Below are 17,108 nucleotides of genomic sequence, written 5' to 3'. Positions count from 1 at the left end.
CAGCCCATGAACCTACCTGCCCTGAACCATCCGGAACTGGATGCATTCCACCCAGCTGTACGCACCTGGTTCCAGCGTCGCTTCCCGACCGTGACCGCCGCTCAGGCGCAAGCCTGGCCGCTGATCCGGCGCGGCCAGTCGCTGCTGGTGGCGGCCCCCACAGGTTCAGGCAAGACCCTCACCGCCTTTCTGGCGATTCTCGACGAACTGTTCGAACAGGGCCTGACCAGCGGACACCTGCCGGACCAGACCCAGGTGGTCTATGTCTCGCCGCTCAAGGCGCTGTCCAACGATATCCAGATCAACCTGCAGGCACCGTTGGCGGGTATCAATGAAGCATTGGTTGAACAGGGCCACGAGCCCCTGGCGATACGCACGGCTGTGCGCAGCGGCGATACCCCGCAAAAGGAACGCAACGCCATGCGCCGTCAGGCGCCGCATATTCTGGTGACCACGCCCGAATCGCTGTATGTGCTGCTCGGTTCCGACTCCGGACGCCAGGGCCTGGCCAGTGTGCACACGGTGATCGTTGACGAGATCCATGCCCTGGCCGGCAACAAGCGCGGCAGTCATCTGACCCTCAGCCTTGAACGTTTGCAGGCCCTGTGTGGCCGACCGTTGCGCCGTATCGGCCTGTCGGCCACCCAGCGCCCGGTCGAACGGGTGGCCGAGTTTCTGGTCGGCAAGGGCCGCGACTGCGCAATTGTCGACATCGGCCATGCCCGTACCCGCGACCTGGCGCTGGAAGTGCCGCCCGTTCCCCTCGACGCGGTGATGGCTACCGATGTCTGGGGCCTGGTGTATGACCGTCTGGCCGTGCTGGCCCGCGAGCACCGCACCACCCTGATATTCGTCAACACCCGCCGCCTGGCCGAGCGCCTCACCCGGCATCTGAGCGAACGCCTCGGCGTGCACGCCGTAGCCGCGCATCACGGCAGCCTGGCCAAGGAATATCGCCTGGATGCCGAACAGCGCCTCAAGCGTGGCGAGCTACAGGTGCTGGTGGCCACCGCTTCGCTGGAACTGGGGATTGATATCGGCGAAGTCGAACTGGTCTGCCAGATCGGCTCGCCCGGCTCCATCGCCGCCTTTCTGCAACGGGTCGGGCGTGCCGGCCATCAGGTCGAGGGCACGCCCAAAGGCCGTCTGTTTCCACTGTCCCGGGACGATCTGATCGAATGCGTGGCGCTGCTCGACTGTGTGCGCCGTGGCGAGCTGGACCTGCTGCAGATTCCCCGGGCGCCGCTGGATGTACTGGCCCAGCAGATCGTTGCCGAAGTCAGCTGCCAAGCCTGGCAGGAGCAAGCGCTGTACGACTGTCTGCGCCAGGCCATGCCCTATGCCGAACTGGACCAGACGCATTACCAGGCCCTGCTGCGCATGCTCGCCGAAGGCTTCAATGGGCGTCAGGGTGTACGCAGCGCCTATTTGCACCGCGATGCCGTCAACAGCAGCCTGCGCGGACGCCGCGGCAGCCAGCTGACCGCGCTGACCAGTGGCGGCACCATCCCTGACAACGCCGACTATGCGGTGCTGCTTGAACCCCAGGGATTGAACATCGGCAGCGTCAATGAAGATTTTGCCGTGGAGAGCATCGCCGGCGACATCTTTCAGCTGGGCAACACCTCTTACCGTATCCTGCGGGTGGAAAGCGGCAAGGTGCGCGTCGAGGATGCCAAGGGCTTGCCGCCGAGCATCCCGTTCTGGCTGGGTGAAGCGCCGGGGCGCAGTGATGAGTTGTCGTTCGCTGTCGCCCGTCTGCAAGGCGAGATTGACCGCCGCCTGAGTGAGTCTGCCGGTCAATTGCAGAACACGCTAGCCTGGCTGCAGGAGGAGATCGGCCTGGACCCGGACAGTGCAGAACAGCTGCTCGACTATCTGGCTCGAACCCGCCAGGTCCTGGGCGCCCTGCCCTCACAGCAAACCTTGATCATGGAGCGCTTCTTCGACGCCTCCGGCGGCACCCAGCTGATCCTCCACAGCCCGTTTGGCAGCCGCATCAACCGCGCCTGGGGCCTGGCCCTGCGCAAGCGCTTTTGCCGCACCTTCAATTTCGAACTGCAGGCCGCCGCCAGCGAAGATGCCATCGTCCTGTCGCTGTCCACCAGCCACAGCTTTGTGCTGGACGAGGTGTGGCGCTACCTGTCGAGTAACAACGCCGAATCGGTGCTGATCCAGGCTTTGCTCGATGCGCCGTTGTTCGGCGTGCGCTGGTGCTGGAATGCCGGTGTAGCGCTGGCCTTGCCGCGCTTTGTCGGCGGGCGCAAGGTGGCGCCGCAGATCCAGCGGATGAAAAGCGAGGACCTGATCGCCGCGGTGTTCCCCGACCAGATCGCCTGCCTGGAAAACCTTGCTGGTGAACGGCAGATTCCCGATCACCCGCTGGTCGAGCAAACCCTCGACGACTGCCTGCACCACGCCATGGACTGCGAAGGCTGGTTGAGCTTGCTGCGACGCATCGAACACGGCCAGATCAAACTGGTCAGCCGCGACCTGCCCGCGCCCTCGCCGTTGGCTGCGGCGATTCTCAATGCCCGGCCCTACACCTTTCTCGATGATGCGCCGCTGGAAGAACGGCGCACGCAAGCGGTACAGAGTCGCCACTGGAGTGATGTACACAGCGCCGATGACCTGGGAGCCCTGGACACCGAGGCCATTGCTGCAGTGGCAAGCGAAGCCTGGCCAACGCCTACGCGCGGCGATGAAATGCACGAAGCGCTGATGAGCCTGGCCTGTATCAGTAAGGATGAGGTGACGGCCAACTCCGGTTGGCAGGCGTGGCTGGAGGAACTGCAGGCGGCAGGTCGGGCCTGCTGCCTGCAACTCGCGCGCGGGCAATCCCTGTGGCTGGCCCGCGAGCGCCTGATGCTCCTGCGTGCGCTCTACCCTCAAGCGCAGATAACGCCTGAGCTTGCAGCACTTCCCGGTTTCGACCAGCCCTTCGATGGCGACACAGCGCTGGTGGAAGTACTGCGCGCGCGCCTGAGCGGTTTCGGGCCACTGACGCTGGAGCAGATTGCCGCGCCTTTGCAGCTGCCTGCCAGTGACGTCGAGCAGGCGTTGGTCCGCCTTGAAGCTGAAGGTTACGTGATGCGCGGTTACTTCAGTCCTGGCCAACAGCGCCTGCAATGGTGTGAACGTCACCTGCTGGCGCGCATCCATCGCTACACGGTCAAACGTCTGCGGCGCGAGATCGAACCGGTCTGCCTGCAGGATTTCATGCGTTTTCTGTTCGACTGGCAGCACCTCTCGCCCGCTACTCGCCTGCAAGGCCCGGCAGCCCTCAGCGAAGTGCTGGGGCAGTTCGAGGGCTATCCGGCAGCGGCCGGGGCCTGGGAAAGCGATCTGCTGCCCAGCCGGATCAGCGACTACAGCGCGCGCTGGCTGGACGAGAGCTGTCGCGCCGGCAAGCATGTGTGGGCACGTCTGGCCCCCGCAGCAGCGAGCAACACCCTGCGCAGCACACCGTTGGTGCTGCTGCCACGCACGCAACTGAACCTGTGGCGCACCTTCGGCCCCGCCCTCGACAGCAGCGAACTGAGCCTGCGCGCGCAACGGGTGCACACGGCGCTGAGCGAGCACGGTGCGTTGTTTTTCGACGAGTTGGTCATCGACGCCCACCTGCTCCCCACTGAGCTGGAAAACGCCTTGCAGGAGCTGGTGGCCGCAGGCCTGGTCAGTGCCGACAGTTTTGCCGGCCTGCGCGCGCTGATCACCCCGGCCAGCAAACGCCAGAACCGTAGTCATCGCCGAGGTCGCGGCGCGCTGTTCGGTGGTATGGAAGACGCCGGACGCTGGGCCCTGCTGCGCAAGAGCTCGGCTGCCGACAAGCGTGACGACAGTCTGGAACACGTCGCCCGCACCCTGCTGCGCCGTTACGGGGTGATCTGCTGGCGCCTGCTGGAACGTGAGGCCGACTGGCTGCCGAGCTGGCGCGATTTGTTGCGCTGCTACCACCGCCTGGAAGCTCGCGGCGAAATCCGTGGCGGGCGCTTCATCGGCGGCCTGGCGGGCGAACAGTTCGCCCTGCCCGAAGCACTGGCGCTGTTGCGCGAAGTACGCAGACGACCGCGGGAGGACAGCCTGGTCGCCATCAGCGCCAGCGACCCGTTGAACCTGATCGGTACTCTGCTACCGGGCAACAAGGTGCCAGCCCTGAGCGGCAACCGCCTGCTCTATCGGGATGGCTTGCCGGTCGCCACATTGATTGCCGGCAAGGTGCAGATGCTTGTCGCGGTGGAACTGGAGCAGCAGGGTGAACTGCGCGAGCGTTTGATCCGCGAGCCGGGATGCTTGAGCTGACCGCCACTGCGAGAATGATTTTCACTCCAGAAGGCACCGCGCAAACGTTCATCTTTGCAGGCTGGCGCTAGCGCGCCCAACCGGGCTAAGGTCGAGGATTGTCCAGGCCCTGAGCCTGACCGTGCCATCGCAAGGAATCCGTATGAGCCTGTCACTTCTCAGCCGCTACGCCTTTTTCGCCGCCTGTGTCCTGTTCACGTTGGTGAGCCTGCCCTTCCTGCAGCATGAATGGCTGTGGCCGTTCACCCTGACCACCGCCGTGCTCAGCCTGATCGGCCTGTTCGATCTGCTGCAAAGCCGCCACGCGGTGCGGCGCAACTACCCGATTCTGGGCAACATCCGCTACCTGGTCGAAGGCATTCGTCCGGAAATCCGCCAGTACCTGCTCGAAGCCGACAGCGATGCCCTGCCCTTCTCCCGCGCCCAGCGTTCGCTGGTTTACGCCCGGGCCAAGAACGAAGCGTCGGATAAACCCTTCGGCACCTTGATCGATGTCTACCAGTCCGGCTTCGAATTCATCGGCCACTCCATGCGCCCGGCGCCCTTGAGCGACCCGGCGAGCTTTCGGGTGATCGTCGGCGGCCCGCAATGTACCCAGCCTTACTCGGCTTCGGTCTTCAACATTTCAGCAATGAGCTTCGGCTCGCTCAGCGCCAATGCCATCCGCGCCCTGAACCAGGGCGCCAAGCTGGGCAATTTCGCCCATGACACCGGCGAGGGCAGCATCAGCCCTTACCACCGCGAACACGGTGGCGACCTGACCTGGGAGCTGGGCAGCGGTTACTTCGGCTGCCGTACCTCCGACGGGCGCTTCGACCCCGAGCGCTTCGCCGAACAGGCCCGCAGCCCGCAAGTGCGGATGATCGAGATCAAAATGAGCCAGGGTGCCAAACCCGGACACGGCGGCATCCTGCCCAAGCACAAGGTTACCCGCGAGATCGCCGAGACGCGCGGGGTGATGATGGGTGAAGACTGCATTTCGCCGTCTCGCCACAGCGCCTTTTCCACGCCGATCGAAATGATGCAGTTCATTGCCCAGCTGCGCGAACTGTCCGGCGGCAAGCCGGTGGGCTTCAAGTTCTGCCTGGGTCATCCCTGGGAGTTCATGGGCATTGCCAAGGCCATGCTGGAAACCGGGATCCTGCCGGATTTCATCGTCGTCGATGGCAAGGAAGGCGGTACCGGCGCGGCGCCGGTGGAATTCACCGACCATATCGGCGTGCCGCTGCGGGAAGGCCTGTTGTTCGTGCACAACACCCTGGTTGGGCTGAACCTGCGCGACAAGATCAAACTGGGCGCCAGCGGCAAGATTGTCAGCGCCTTCGACATCGCCAGCATGCTGGCCATCGGCGCCGACTGGGCCAACTCGGCACGCGGCTTCATGTTCGCCATCGGCTGCATCCAGTCGCAAAGCTGCCATACCAACAAGTGCCCCACCGGCGTTGCCACTCAGGACGCCTTGCGCCAGCGTGCCCTGGTAGTGCCGGACAAGGCTCAACGGGTGTTCAACTTCCACCACAGCACCCTCAAGGCCCTGGCCGAAATGCTCGCGGCGGCAGGCCTGGATCACCCGTCGCAACTGGAGGCCAGGCATCTGGTGCGCCGGGTCTCGGCCACCGAGATCAAGCTGTTCTCGCAGATGCATGTGTTCCTCAAGCCGGGCGAACTGCTCAGTGGCGAAATCAGTGGCGAGTTCTATTCGCGGATGTGGCAGATGGCCCGGGCGGACAGCTTTGAGCCCCAGGACCTGGCAGTCGCCTGAAAATCAGCGCGGTATTGAGACATCAAGTAATACGCAAACTTTTGCAATTGCTTGCCAATACCGCCACCCTGCCCCCCGCCCGACGTGCGGCACAAGAGAATTCCTACGTCGGCCTGTCACTATTAAATCAACTGTTCAAGAGCCCGCTGCCATGTTTAACGGACGCGACCCGCGCATCGATTTCTTTCGAGGCCTGGCGCTGATCTTCATCTTCTGGGATCACATCCCGCATAACCCGCTGGGCCAGATCACCCTGCGCAATATCGGTTTCAGCGATGCGGCGGAGGTTTTCGTCTTTCTTGCCGGCTACGCGGCCGTACTGGCCTACGGCAAAGTCCTGCAACGCGACGGTTACCTGATTGCCTGTGTGAAAATCCTCAGACGCACCTGGGTACTGTATGTGGTGCATATCTTCCTGTTGGCGATGCTGATGGGCATCGTCTTCTACGCCAACAGCCATGTGCAGACCCGCGACCTGGTCGAGGAAATGGGCCTGACGCATTTCATCACCAATCCCCAGCAAGCGCTGACCGATGAACTGCTGTTGCGCTTCAAGCCCAACCTGATGGACCCGCTGCCGCTGTACATCGTGCTGTTGGCCGGCCTGGCCATCGCCCTGCCGCTGTTGCTGCGCCATACCTGGGCGGTAGTGGGCGTCTCGATGGCGGTGTACCTGATGGCGCCAAAGCTCGGCTGGAATCTGGCGAACTTTTCCGACGGCGTCTGGTACTTCAACCCGGTCACCTGGCAGTTTCTGTTCGTGCTCGGTGGCGCCGCAGCGATACACGGGCAGCAGCCACGCGCGCCGCAAACCCGGCCATTGCTGCGCCAACCGCTGTTTCTCGCGGCGGCCGTGTATTCACTGCTGGCGGGGCTGATCACTATTTCCTGGCGCTGGCCGGAGATTCACGATGCATGGATGCCGGCAGCGATCAGCGAGCTGTTGTACCCGATCAGCAAGACCGATCTGTCACCGGTACGTTTGCTGCACTTCCTGGCACTGGCTTATGTCACCGCCAAACTGTTGCCTGACAGCCGCTGGACGCAAAACTGGCTGGCCCGGCAAACCTGTCGCATGGGGCGCTATTCGCTGGAAGTGTTCTGTTTGGGCGTATTGCTCGCGCCCTTGGCGGACATGGTCAATGCCCTGGCGGATGAGCACTGGTCGATGCAGATGCTGAGTGCATTGGTCGGGGTTGGGGTGATGGCGTTGCTGGCGGCCTGGCTTGATCTGAACAAGCGTTTGGGGCGGCCGGTACAAATGACAGCGGCCTGAAGGGGCCTCATCGCGGGGCAAGCCCGCTCCCACAGTGGGAGCCGGGCTTGCCCCGCGATGTTTCTACATCACGAAGCGGAACGCGCCAGCTGTACGCTGTCGGCTTTAGGCGACAGTTTGAACACGTAGTACAGCACCGTCAGCATCACCAGGAACGCCGGGCCGATGTACAGCGCCACACGGGTCTCCTCGAAGTAAGCCATCAGGCCAACCACCAGGATCAGGAACGCCAGCGCCAGGTAGGAGCTCAGCGGCCACAGCCACATGCGGTATTTCAGCGCCGCACGTTCGGTTTCGCTCAGACCGGCACGGAATTTCAGTTGTGCCAGCAGGATCATCACCCAGGTCCAGATCGCGCCGAAGGTGGCGATCGCGGTGACCCAGACGAAAACTTTCTCCGGCACCAGGTAGTTGGCCAGTACGCCCAGCAGCAATGCGGCGATCGACAGCAGCAAGGCATTACGCGGCACGCCATTGCTCGAGGTACGAGCGAAGGTCGCCGGAGCCTGACCGTTCTGCGCCAGGCTGTAGAGCATGCGCCCGGTACTGAAGATACCGCCGTTGCACGACGACAGTGCCGCCGTGATCACCACGAAGTTGATGATACCGGCAGCGGTCTTGATACCCAGACGCTCGAAGGTCATCACGAACGGGCTGCCCTGGCTGCCGATTTCGTTCCACGGGTAGATCGACAGGATCACGAACAGTGCGCCGACATAGAACAGCAGAATGCGCCAGAACACCGAGCCGATGGCCTGGGGAATGGTCTTTTGCGGGTTGCGCGCTTCACCGGCGGTCAGGCCGATCATTTCTACGCCGAGGTAGGCGAACATCACCATCTGCAGCGACATCAGCACACCGGTCACGCCATTGGGCATGAAGCCGCCGTTGCTCCACAGGTTGGAAATGCCCACGGCCACACCGTCGTTGCCGAAGCCAAAGGCAATGACACCGATGCCGCCGAGCACCATGGCAATAATGGTGACGATCTTGATCAGGGCGAACCAGAACTCGAACTCACCGAAGGCCTTGACCGCAATCAGGTTGATCGCGCCCATGCTGCCCAGTGCCGCCAGGGCCCAGATCCAGCGCGGGACGTCGGGGAACCAGATGCCCATGTAGATGGCCACCGCGGTGATTTCCGCAACGCACGTCACCAGCCACAGGAACCAGTAGTTCCAGCCGGTCAGAAAGCCCGCCAGCGGGCCGAGGTAGTCTTGAGCATAACGGCTGAAGGAGCCTGCGACCGGGTTGTGCACGGCCATTTCACCGAGGGCACGCATGATCACCAGGATCGCCAGGCCACCAATGATGTACGACAGCATGATTGCCGGGCCGGCCATTTCGATGGCCTTGGCCGAGCCCAGGAACAGGCCGACACCGATACAGGCGCCCAGCGCCATCAGGCGAATGTGTCGCTCGCCGAGTTCTCGCTTGAGTGGGCCGCCCTGGGCGGTCTCACTGTGAGCAGGAGGGTTGCCGACTGGCATAGAAATACAACCTCATTTTGTTATTGGATATAGACCCGTCGTGCAGACCTGGTACCGCCGATAGGCTGAATACGCTGTCTTGCCGGGCACCACCTTGTGAGCGGACCCGTCTGCCGGCACGCAAAACCGGCAAAGCGAAAGGGGCGAGCAGTATAGAAAGGCCCCTGCAGGGCATTTCACTATAAAGAGCCGGATATTTGGCGAGAAGTCTCGGCAAAAACCGCAGTCACCGAGGGCATTCCCCGTGCTTTTCTCCAGGGTGATAAACAGGGCGGCTAACATAGCACCAAAACAGGGCATTTCAACCTCTACCAAAGGCGCAGGTCGTACCCTTTTTAGGAGCAGCCCTACAGGGCTTACAAATTTTTCACCAAACCCGCTCACCGTCTAAGCTTCAGGCAAGCGAGACGAAAATACGTAGCCGGGCTGAACACTATGGGCGCATTGTGGCAATCGGAACCAACGAGTAAGGAAACTCCCTCTGAATCCCTTGAAGAATCGCCTTCGCCGAAAAGCCCTCGCCAGCGTCATCTAGGGTGGTGGCTGATCGGGCTGATGCTGCTGCTCGCCCTTATTGCGCTGGGACTTGCCGCCGCCAACGAAATGCATACCTCGCGCCTGCAGTCGCGTGAGCTCAGCCAGCTCGCCTCGACCCTGACCTACTCCCTGCAACCGGGCCCCAGCGATGCGATCATCTACCCCGGTGACGGGCCGTTCGACAAACGCCTGGGCTACAGCGCGTTGGGGGAGTTCCTGCCACGCCTGCTCAAGCGCGATTATGTGATCAGCGAGCAGGTGCATTTTTCCCCGGCGCTGATGAACTACACCGAGCATGGTTTCTTCATTCCCTATAAAGAGAAGATCCAGACCGGGCTGTCGATCACCGACTGCAAGGGCGATGTGCTGTACCAGTACCACTACCCGCAGTTCCTGTACCCGGACTTCGACTCCATCCCCCCGGTCATCGTCAACAGCCTGCTGTTCATCGAGAACCGCGACCTGCTCGACCCCAACGATCCAAACGCCAACCCGGCCGTGGACTGGCCACGCTTTGCCAAGGCGGCCTACAGCCAGGTCGCCAAGTACCTGGCCCTGCCCGGCCAGTCTGCCGGGGGCAGCACCCTGGCCACCCAACTGGAAAAGTACCGCCACTCTCCCGACGGCCTGACCGTCTCGGGCAGCGAAAAAATCCGCCAGATGATTTCCGCCAGCGTGCGCGCCTACCAGGGCGGTCCGCAAACCCTCGAAGCACGCCAGCGCATCGTGCGTGACTACCTCAACAGCGTGCCGCTGTCGGCAGTGCCCGGGCATGGTGAAGTGCATGGCATGGCCGAGGGCCTGCGGGTCTGGTACGGCGCCGACTTCGCCCAGGTCAATCAGGCCCTGGCTTCAACCGCAACCGATCCTGCAAGCCAGGCCGCTCGTGGCCTGGCCCTGCGTCAGGTGCTGTCGCTGATGATTGCCCAGCGCCGTCCCTCGCATTTTCTCTCCAAGGGCCGCAATGAACTGGCCGACCTGACCGACAGCCACATTCGCATACTGGCCGCCGCCAACATCGTCGATCAACCGCTGGCCGACGCCGCGCTGGCCAGCAAGGCGATCTACCGCGACTGGGTGGCGCAACCGACCATTCAACCGATCGTCACCAACAAGGGCATCAGCGTTGCCCGCAGCCGCCTGTCGCTGGCCCTGGCGCGGCCGTTGTACGACCTTGACCGCCTCGACCTGTCGGCCACCAGCACCTTGCAGTCCGACCTGCAAGGCCAGGTCAGCCAGTACCTCAAGGACCTCGCCGATCCGGCCATCGCCGAGAAGCTCGGGCTGTTTGGCGAGCGGTTGCTGACCCCGACCAGCACCACCCAGGTGCGCTACAGCTTTACCCTGCTTGAACGCACCGCCAACGGTTCGCGCGTGCGGGTGCAAACCGACAGTACCGACCAGCCGTTCGACATCAACGAGGGCAGCAAGCTGGAGCTGGGGTCCACCGCCAAGCTGCGGGTGCTGACCAGTTACCTGGAGATCATCGCCGAACTGCATGACAAGTACGCCAATACTCCCGCTGCCGACCTGAAGAAGGTCGAGGTCGCTGAACTGGACTTCATCACCCGTTGGGCCCTCGACTACCTGATCCAGAACAAGGACCGCAACATCACCACGATGCTCGATGCCGCGCTCAATCGCAAGTATTCGGCCAGCCCCGGCGAAGCCTTCTTCACCGGTGGCGGCATGCATGTGTTCAATAACTTCCGCAAAGAAGACAACAACCGCATTCCCACGCTCAAAGACGCCCTGCGCGAGTCGATCAACCTGCCGTTTATCCGTTTGATGCGTGACCTGGTGCGCTACAGCACCTACCAGACACCGGGCAGCAGCATCAGCTTGCTTAAGGATGATGCCGAGCCACGCCGCCAGGAGTACCTGGCGCGCTTTGCCGACAAGGAGGGTACCGACTACCTGCGCAGGTTCTGGAAAAAGTACCAGCGCAAAACTTCACAACAGCGCCTGGACACCTTCCTCGACAGCTTGCGCATCACGCCGATCCGCCTGGCCGCCGTGCATCGCTACCTGTTCCCCGAAGCTGACCAGGCCACCTTCAACGCCTTCGTCCGTGCCCACGTGAAAAAGGACCTGCAGGACACCAAGCGCAAGCCCACCAAGCAAGACATTCTGACCGATGAGCGTCTGGACAACCTGTACTACGCCTACGGCCCCGGCAAATTCGATCTGCCCGACCAGGGTTTTGTCGCCAAGGTCCACCCGCTGGACCTGTGGCTGCTGGGCTACTTGCTCAACAACCCGAATGCCAGCTTCCAAGAGGCGACGCAGGCCAGCCAGTTCGAGCGCCAGGAAGTCTACAGCTGGCTGTTCAAGAGCCGACACAAAGGCGCGCGTGACAGCCGTATTCGTACCTTGGTGGAAATCGAAGCGTTCCTCGATATCCATCGGCGCTGGAAACGGGTCGGCTATCCCTTCGATCACCTGGTGCCTTCGCTGGCCACTGCCATCGGCAGCTCCGGCGACCGCCCGGCAGCCCTGGCCGAGCTGATCGGGATCATTCAGAACGACGGTATCCGCCTGCCGACCCTGCGCATCGATACCCTGCACTTTGCCGCCGATACCCCGTATGAAACACGCCTGGCAGGCGACCCCGACCTTGGCCAGCGGGTGCTCTCGGTGGAGGTCGCCCGCGCCTTGCGCGGTGCCCTTTCGCAGGTCGTCGATGCCGGTACTGCACGCCGGGTGTCCGGCAGTTTCAAACTCAACGACGGTACGCCGATGGTCATGGGCGGCAAGACCGGCACTGGCGACAACCGCCTCGAAAGCTGGGGCGCCGGTGGCCGCCTGCTTGGCTCAAAAGCGATCAACCGCACGGCGACCTTTGTGTTTTTCCTTGGCGACAACCACTTCGGCACCCTCACCGCGTTCGTCCCCGGACGCGCCGCCGAGTCCTTCAAGTTCACCTCGGCGCTGCCGGTGCAGGTCCTCAAGGGCATGGCGCCGATCCTTACCCCGTACCTGCAACCCGGTAGCCACACCTTGTGCAAAGCCCCTCAGCAAGTAGCCCGGCAGTAGTCCGGTAAAGCAACACCCAGGCGGCTGACGGCGCCTGGGTGTTGCTCTGTCAGCGCTACCGCTCATCTCCTTGAGCGCCTTCATGAGAAATATTCTCACTCTCACACTTGCTTTAAGATATATCTTGAGTAATATCTAAAGATACATCTAACGCAAACGGAGCCCTCCATGCGTGAACATCACCCCCACCGCGAACATGGCGAACGCCATGACGGATTCGAACGCCGCCACACTCGCGAGCGCGGCGACCGCGGGCCACGGGTCTTCGCCCCTGGCGACCTGAAACTGCTGCTGCTGTCGATGCTGGCCGAGCAGCCCTGCCACGGCTATGACCTGATCCGCCAGATCGAAAACCTGTTCGGCGGCAACTACAGCCCAAGCCCGGGCGTTATCTACCCGACGCTGACCTTCCTTGAAGAAAGCGAGCTGATCGTCGGCCAGGTTCATGGCAGTAAAAAGCTCTACAGCGTCACCGCTGCCGGTGTCGAGTCCCTGGCCGAGCAGGCCATCGCCCTGGACGGCGTGCGCATGCGCATCGAAGTCAGTAAACGCTCGCTGTTCGGCCACGACCGACCGCCAGAAATCCACGAAGCAGTGCACAACCTGCGCCATGCCCTGCAGATGCACAGTGGCCGCTGGAACCCGGAAGAAATCGAGCGGGTGGGTACCCTGCTCAACAACACCGCCAAAGCCATCGTCGCAGGGCCTGCTGCGACCGCCTCGGAGAAAACCGAATGAGTGCCAGCGAAAACAACGCGATTCATCGCGTCAACCATGAGATCAAACATCGCCGCCTGGATGTGCTGCGGGTCACCGATCTGACCCCTCGCATGCGCCGCATCACCTTGGGCGGAGCGCAACTGCAAGGCTTCACCAGTGTCGGCAGCGACGATCACGTCAAGCTGATGTTCGCCTGTTCGGCAGAAGAACAGGCGGCGCTGGACAACCTCGACTTCAGCCGTGATGGCCTGCGTCCGACCATGCGCGAATACACCCCACGGCGTATCGATCTGCTAGCCGGTGAACTGGATATCGATTTCGTCCTGCACGGCGACGGCCCAGCGTCGACCTGGGCGGCCCAGGCGCAGGTCGGCCAGGTCCTCAACATTGCCGGCCCGCGCAGTTCGATGGTGGTGCCGGATATCTTCGACAGCTATTTGCTGATCGGCGATGAAACCGCGATCCCGGCCATCGCCCGTCGCCTGGAAGAGCTGCCGGCCACGCGCAAGGTGCTGGCGGTCATCGAGATCGAAGACGCCGGGGAACAACAGGCCCTGGCGAGTCAGGCCCAGCTGGAGGTGATCTGGGTACAGCGGCACCAGCAGGATCTGCTGGATGTAGTGAAAAGCCTGAGCCTGCCGGAAGGTCAGCTGTACACTTGGGTTGCCCTGGAAAAGGCCCTGACGCGCAAGACCAAGCGCCTGCTGATCGACGAAAAAGGCGTCAAGGAAGACCTGATCAAGGCTGCTGCCTATTGGCGCCTCGACCCGCACGACGACGAATAAGCGGCACCATCAAGGTTGCGTCCTGGCCTTGGCCAGGCGCCCGCCTTGCCAATGATCCAGGCCCAGTATCAGCAGGCCGATAGCAATGAAGCCGAGCACAATCGCCAAGGCATTGAGCAGCACCTGACCGTAGCCAAGGCTTGCGACGTCGATGAACGGATAGGGATAGACCCCTATCGACTCGCCGCGCAGCAGCACATAAGCAAAATACCCCGCCGGATACAGCAGCCAGGCCAACAGATGCCTGAGCCGCAGGCTGCCTTTCTCCACGCAACACCACCAATAGCCGATGAACAGCAACGGCATGACATCGTGCAGCAGCTCATCGGCCAGCCACTGCCAGCCCTGCGGTTGCCACAGATGGCGCAACAACAGGCTATAGGCCAGACCGACCAGGACGATACTGGCGGCAATAGCCGAACTGACTGCCGGGCCGAGAAACCAGCGGCGCGCCGCCGACTCGCGGCCGAATGCCGCCTGGCTGAGCACCACGGCGACCAGGGTATTGCTCAATACGGTGAAATAGCTGAAGAAATTCACCAGGCCGCCGATCAGGCTCGCCTGCTCCTGCCAACGCGCCCACAGCACCAGGTACAGCTGGATCGCCAGTGCGCTCCAGCCCAGACAGGCGGCCAGGCCGATCACGACCTCGCGCCGGACCATGAGCTCAGCGGCCGCGTTGCAGCTTCAGGTACAGGCGCTCGACTTTCTCCCGGGCCCAGGGGGTACGGCGCAGAAAGGTCAGGCTCGACTTGATGCTCGGGTCGCTCTTGAAGCAGCGGATATCGATGCGCTCGGCCAGCCCTTGCCATTGGTAATGCGCTACCAGTGCGGTGAGGATCTGCTCCAGGGTCACGCCATGCAGCGGATTGGGGTTGGCGGTGGTCATGCCTGTGCTCCAGCGAATCAAAGGTGCGCACCTTAGCCCAGGGGTGGGCTGGCTACAAACATTCTAGCGCAGCTGTGTGGGAGATGTGTGGGAGCGGGCTTGCCCCGCGATTGCAGGTAGTCAGTCACATCGAATCGCGGGGCAAGCCCGCTCCCACCGCTATCGGAACACCCACCCATAATGGTAATGTTATATTGTATCAACATCATTACCCTGCCAAGGAACCCTGCCGCCCATGCGTCGCTTGCCCCTTCGACTCTCCCCTTTTACCGCCGCCCTTTGGCTCGCCTCCCCGCTGAGCCAGGCCGTGGAGTTGCAACCCCAGGTCATCACCGCCAACCCACTGGGCAACAGCGAGCTGGCCGCGCCCACCACCGTGCTTGAAGGTGACGCGCTGGCCCTGCAACAGAAAGGCAGCCTCGGCCAGACCCTGAACAACCAGCCCGGCGTCGCCTCGACCTGGTTCGGTCCCGGCGCCAGCCGCCCGGTGATTCGTGGCCTGGACGGCGATCGCATTCGTATTCTGCGCAATGGCGTCGGCGCTCTGGACGCCTCATCGTTGTCCTACGATCACGCCGTACCGCTGGACCCGGCCACCGTAGAACGCATCGAAATCGTCCGCGGCCCGGCCGCCCTGCTCTACGGTGGCAACGCCATCGGTGGCGTGATCAACAGCTTCGACAACCGCATTCCCTCCGCCGCCATCGACGGTATTCATGGCGCTGGCGAGTTGCGCTACGGCGGCGCCGACACCACCCGCAGCAGCGCCGGCAAGCTGGAAGCCGGCGACGGCCGTTTTGCCTTGCACCTGGACGCCAACAGCCGACAATTCAACGACCTGCGCATCCCCGGCTACGCCCGTAGCTCCAAAGTCCGCGACGCTGACAACCCGGGCAGCAAGCATCGTCTGGAAAACAGCGATGGCCGTCAGGATGGCGGCGCCGTCGGCGGCGCCTATCATTGGGACCACGGCTACACCGGCCTGTCCTACAGCCGCTATGACTCGAACTATGGCTCGGTGGCCGAACCCGGTGTGCGCCTGGACATGCAACAGGATCACTACGGTTTCGCCTCCGAGCTGCGCGACCTCGATGGCCCCTTCAGCTCGCTGAAGTTCGACGTCGGCTACACCGATTACCAGCATCGTGAAATGGAAGGCGGCGAGGTTCACACCACCTTCAAGAACAAGGGTTACGAAGCACGGGTCGAAGCCCGGCATCAACCTTGGGGGCCGGTGGAAGGCGTGATCGGCGCCCAGGTCAGCCGCAACGAATTTTCCGCCCTCGGTGAGGAGGCCTTCGTCCCGCAGAGCGATACCAATAGCCTGGCGCTGTTCATGCTTGAACAATGGCAAGCCAGCGAGCGCCTCAACCTGAGCCTGGGTGGGCGCCTGGAACACACCCGGATCAATCCCGACAGCCAGGGCAGCGAGCGTTTCGCCCACGCCGACAGCGCCAGCAGTTTCACCGCCGCCAGCCTGTCATCGGGTGCAGTCTATGAGTTGACGCCGATCTGGTCGCTGGCCGCGACCTTGGGCTACACCGAACGCGCACCGACTTTCTACGAGCTGTACGCCAATGGCGCCCACGTCGCCACCGGCACCTTCGAAGTCGGCGATCCGGATCTGAGCAAAGAAAAAGCGATTTCCAGCGACCTGGCCCTGCGCTTCGACAATGGGGTGCACAAAGGCAGTGTCGGGGTGTTCTACAGTCACTTCCGCAACTACATCGGTCTGCTGGCCAGCGGCAACATGCGCGAAGGCCATGACCACGATCATGACCATGGTGATGAAGACCACGATCACGACCATGATCATGAACACGCCGGTGACGTGCCCGAGTACCTGTACAAAGGTGTGCGGGCCCGTTTCTATGGCATCGAGGCCCAGGACCGTTGGCAACTGGCGCAGAACCACTTGGGCAGCTTTGCCCTGGAACTGTCCGGCGACTACACCCGGGCCAAGAACCTGGACAGCGGCGAAGACCTGCCACGCATTGCTCCGCTGCGCCTGAACAGCGGCCTGCTGTGGGAACGGGAGCGCTGGCAGGCCCGGGTTGATGTGCAACATGCCAGTGCCCAGCATCGCAAACCGGACAATGAAACCAGTACCGATGGCTATACCACCCTGGGCGCCAGCCTCGGCTATCGCTTTGATATCGGCCAGAGCCAGTGGCTGGCCTTTGTCCGCGGTGAAAACCTCACTGACCAGACCGTGCGCTATGCCAGCTCCATCCTGCGTGACATTGCGCCGGCGCCGGGGCGCAGTGTCGAGGTAGGTCTGCGTACGTCCTTCTAAGGCAACACCTATCAC

10 protein-coding genes are annotated in these 17,108 nt (G+C 62.7%); 7 read left to right on the top strand and 3 right to left on the bottom strand.

The window, feature by feature from the left end:
* The first annotated feature begins 6 nt into the window (after positions 1-6).
* From NPS47_RS13570 to NPS47_RS13560, 3 genes are all read left to right on the top strand, one after another.
* Positions 7-4,302, top strand: coding sequence for a DEAD/DEAH box helicase (locus NPS47_RS13570; RefSeq protein WP_274295424.1), 4,296 nt, complete (start codon positions 7-9; stop codon positions 4,300-4,302).
* Between the two features lie 142 nt (positions 4,303-4,444).
* Complete coding sequence (locus NPS47_RS13565) at positions 4,445-6,064, top strand: FMN-binding glutamate synthase family protein (RefSeq protein WP_274295423.1); 1,620 nt, start codon at positions 4,445-4,447, stop codon at positions 6,062-6,064.
* 151 nt (positions 6,065-6,215) lie between these two features.
* On the top strand, positions 6,216-7,340 hold the full coding sequence (locus tag NPS47_RS13560; RefSeq protein WP_274295422.1) for an OpgC family protein: 1,125 nt from the start codon (positions 6,216-6,218) through the stop codon (positions 7,338-7,340).
* A gap of 68 nt (positions 7,341-7,408) precedes the next feature.
* On the opposite strand, the gene NPS47_RS13555 is transcribed toward NPS47_RS13560, so the two are convergent.
* A complete protein-coding gene (locus NPS47_RS13555; RefSeq protein WP_274295421.1) occupies positions 7,409-8,830 on the bottom strand; it encodes an amino acid permease in 1,422 nt (473 codons plus the stop codon).
* Positions 8,831-9,265: 435 nt separating this feature from the next.
* Between NPS47_RS13555 and NPS47_RS13550 the strand changes: the two genes are divergently transcribed.
* The 3 genes from NPS47_RS13550 to NPS47_RS13540 all read left to right on the top strand — a co-directional run bounded on the left by NPS47_RS13550 (position 9,266) and on the right by NPS47_RS13540 (position 13,908).
* Entirely contained in the window at positions 9,266-12,403 is a 3,138-nt protein-coding gene (locus NPS47_RS13550; RefSeq protein WP_274295420.1) for a biosynthetic peptidoglycan transglycosylase, read from the top strand.
* A 168-nt stretch (positions 12,404-12,571) separates the two neighbouring features.
* On the top strand, positions 12,572-13,141 hold the full coding sequence (locus tag NPS47_RS13545) for a PadR family transcriptional regulator (RefSeq protein WP_274295419.1): 570 nt from the start codon (positions 12,572-12,574) through the stop codon (positions 13,139-13,141).
* Positions 13,138-13,908 (top strand): siderophore-interacting protein, encoded by a 771-nt coding sequence (locus NPS47_RS13540; protein ID WP_274295418.1) that lies wholly within the window; start codon positions 13,138-13,140, stop codon positions 13,906-13,908. Before NPS47_RS13545 ends, NPS47_RS13540 begins: the two co-directional genes overlap by 4 nt.
* 9 nt (positions 13,909-13,917) lie before the next feature.
* On the opposite strand, the gene NPS47_RS13535 is transcribed toward NPS47_RS13540, so the two are convergent.
* Positions 13,918-14,571: a Pr6Pr family membrane protein gene (locus NPS47_RS13535; protein WP_274295417.1), complete on the bottom strand. Its 654-nt coding sequence runs from the start codon at positions 14,569-14,571 to the stop codon at positions 13,918-13,920.
* 4 nt (positions 14,572-14,575) lie between these two features.
* Complete coding sequence (locus NPS47_RS13530; RefSeq protein WP_107024588.1) at positions 14,576-14,797, bottom strand: VF530 family DNA-binding protein; 222 nt, start codon at positions 14,795-14,797, stop codon at positions 14,576-14,578.
* 235 nt (positions 14,798-15,032) lie between these two features.
* On the opposite strand from NPS47_RS13530, the gene NPS47_RS13525 reads away from it, so the two are divergent.
* Entirely contained in the window at positions 15,033-17,093 is a 2,061-nt protein-coding gene (locus NPS47_RS13525) for a TonB-dependent receptor (protein ID WP_274295416.1), read from the top strand.
* Positions 17,094-17,108 lie beyond the last annotated feature (15 nt).

This window comes from Pseudomonas putida (genome assembly GCF_028682475.1).
Taxonomy (GTDB): Bacteria; Pseudomonadota; Gammaproteobacteria; order Pseudomonadales; family Pseudomonadaceae; genus Aquipseudomonas; species Aquipseudomonas putida_AG.
The sequence above is the reverse complement of the archived record's forward strand: the minus strand, read 5'-3'. Positions and strand labels throughout refer to the sequence as shown.

Bases quoted from the DNA above. Each gene is read 5' to 3' on its own strand.
- NPS47_RS13545 (WP_274295419.1), top strand. From the start codon at position 12,572: ATGCGTGAACATCACCCCCACCGCGAACATGGCGAACGCCATGACGGA.
- NPS47_RS13570 (WP_274295424.1), top strand. From the start codon at position 7: ATGAACCTACCTGCCCTGAACCATCCGGAACTGGATGCATTCCACCCA.
- NPS47_RS13560 (WP_274295422.1), top strand. From the start codon at position 6,216: ATGTTTAACGGACGCGACCCGCGCATCGATTTCTTTCGAGGCCTGGCG.
- NPS47_RS13535 (WP_274295417.1), bottom strand. From the start codon at position 14,571: ATGGTCCGGCGCGAGGTCGTGATCGGCCTGGCCGCCTGTCTGGGCTGG.
- NPS47_RS13540 (WP_274295418.1), top strand. From the start codon at position 13,138: ATGAGTGCCAGCGAAAACAACGCGATTCATCGCGTCAACCATGAGATC.
- NPS47_RS13565 (WP_274295423.1), top strand. From the start codon at position 4,445: ATGAGCCTGTCACTTCTCAGCCGCTACGCCTTTTTCGCCGCCTGTGTC.
- NPS47_RS13525 (WP_274295416.1), top strand. From the start codon at position 15,033: ATGCGTCGCTTGCCCCTTCGACTCTCCCCTTTTACCGCCGCCCTTTGG.
- NPS47_RS13530 (WP_107024588.1), bottom strand. From the start codon at position 14,797: ATGACCACCGCCAACCCCAATCCGCTGCATGGCGTGACCCTGGAGCAG.
- NPS47_RS13550 (WP_274295420.1), top strand. From the start codon at position 9,266: ATGGGCGCATTGTGGCAATCGGAACCAACGAGTAAGGAAACTCCCTCT.
- NPS47_RS13555 (WP_274295421.1), bottom strand. From the start codon at position 8,830: ATGCCAGTCGGCAACCCTCCTGCTCACAGTGAGACCGCCCAGGGCGGC.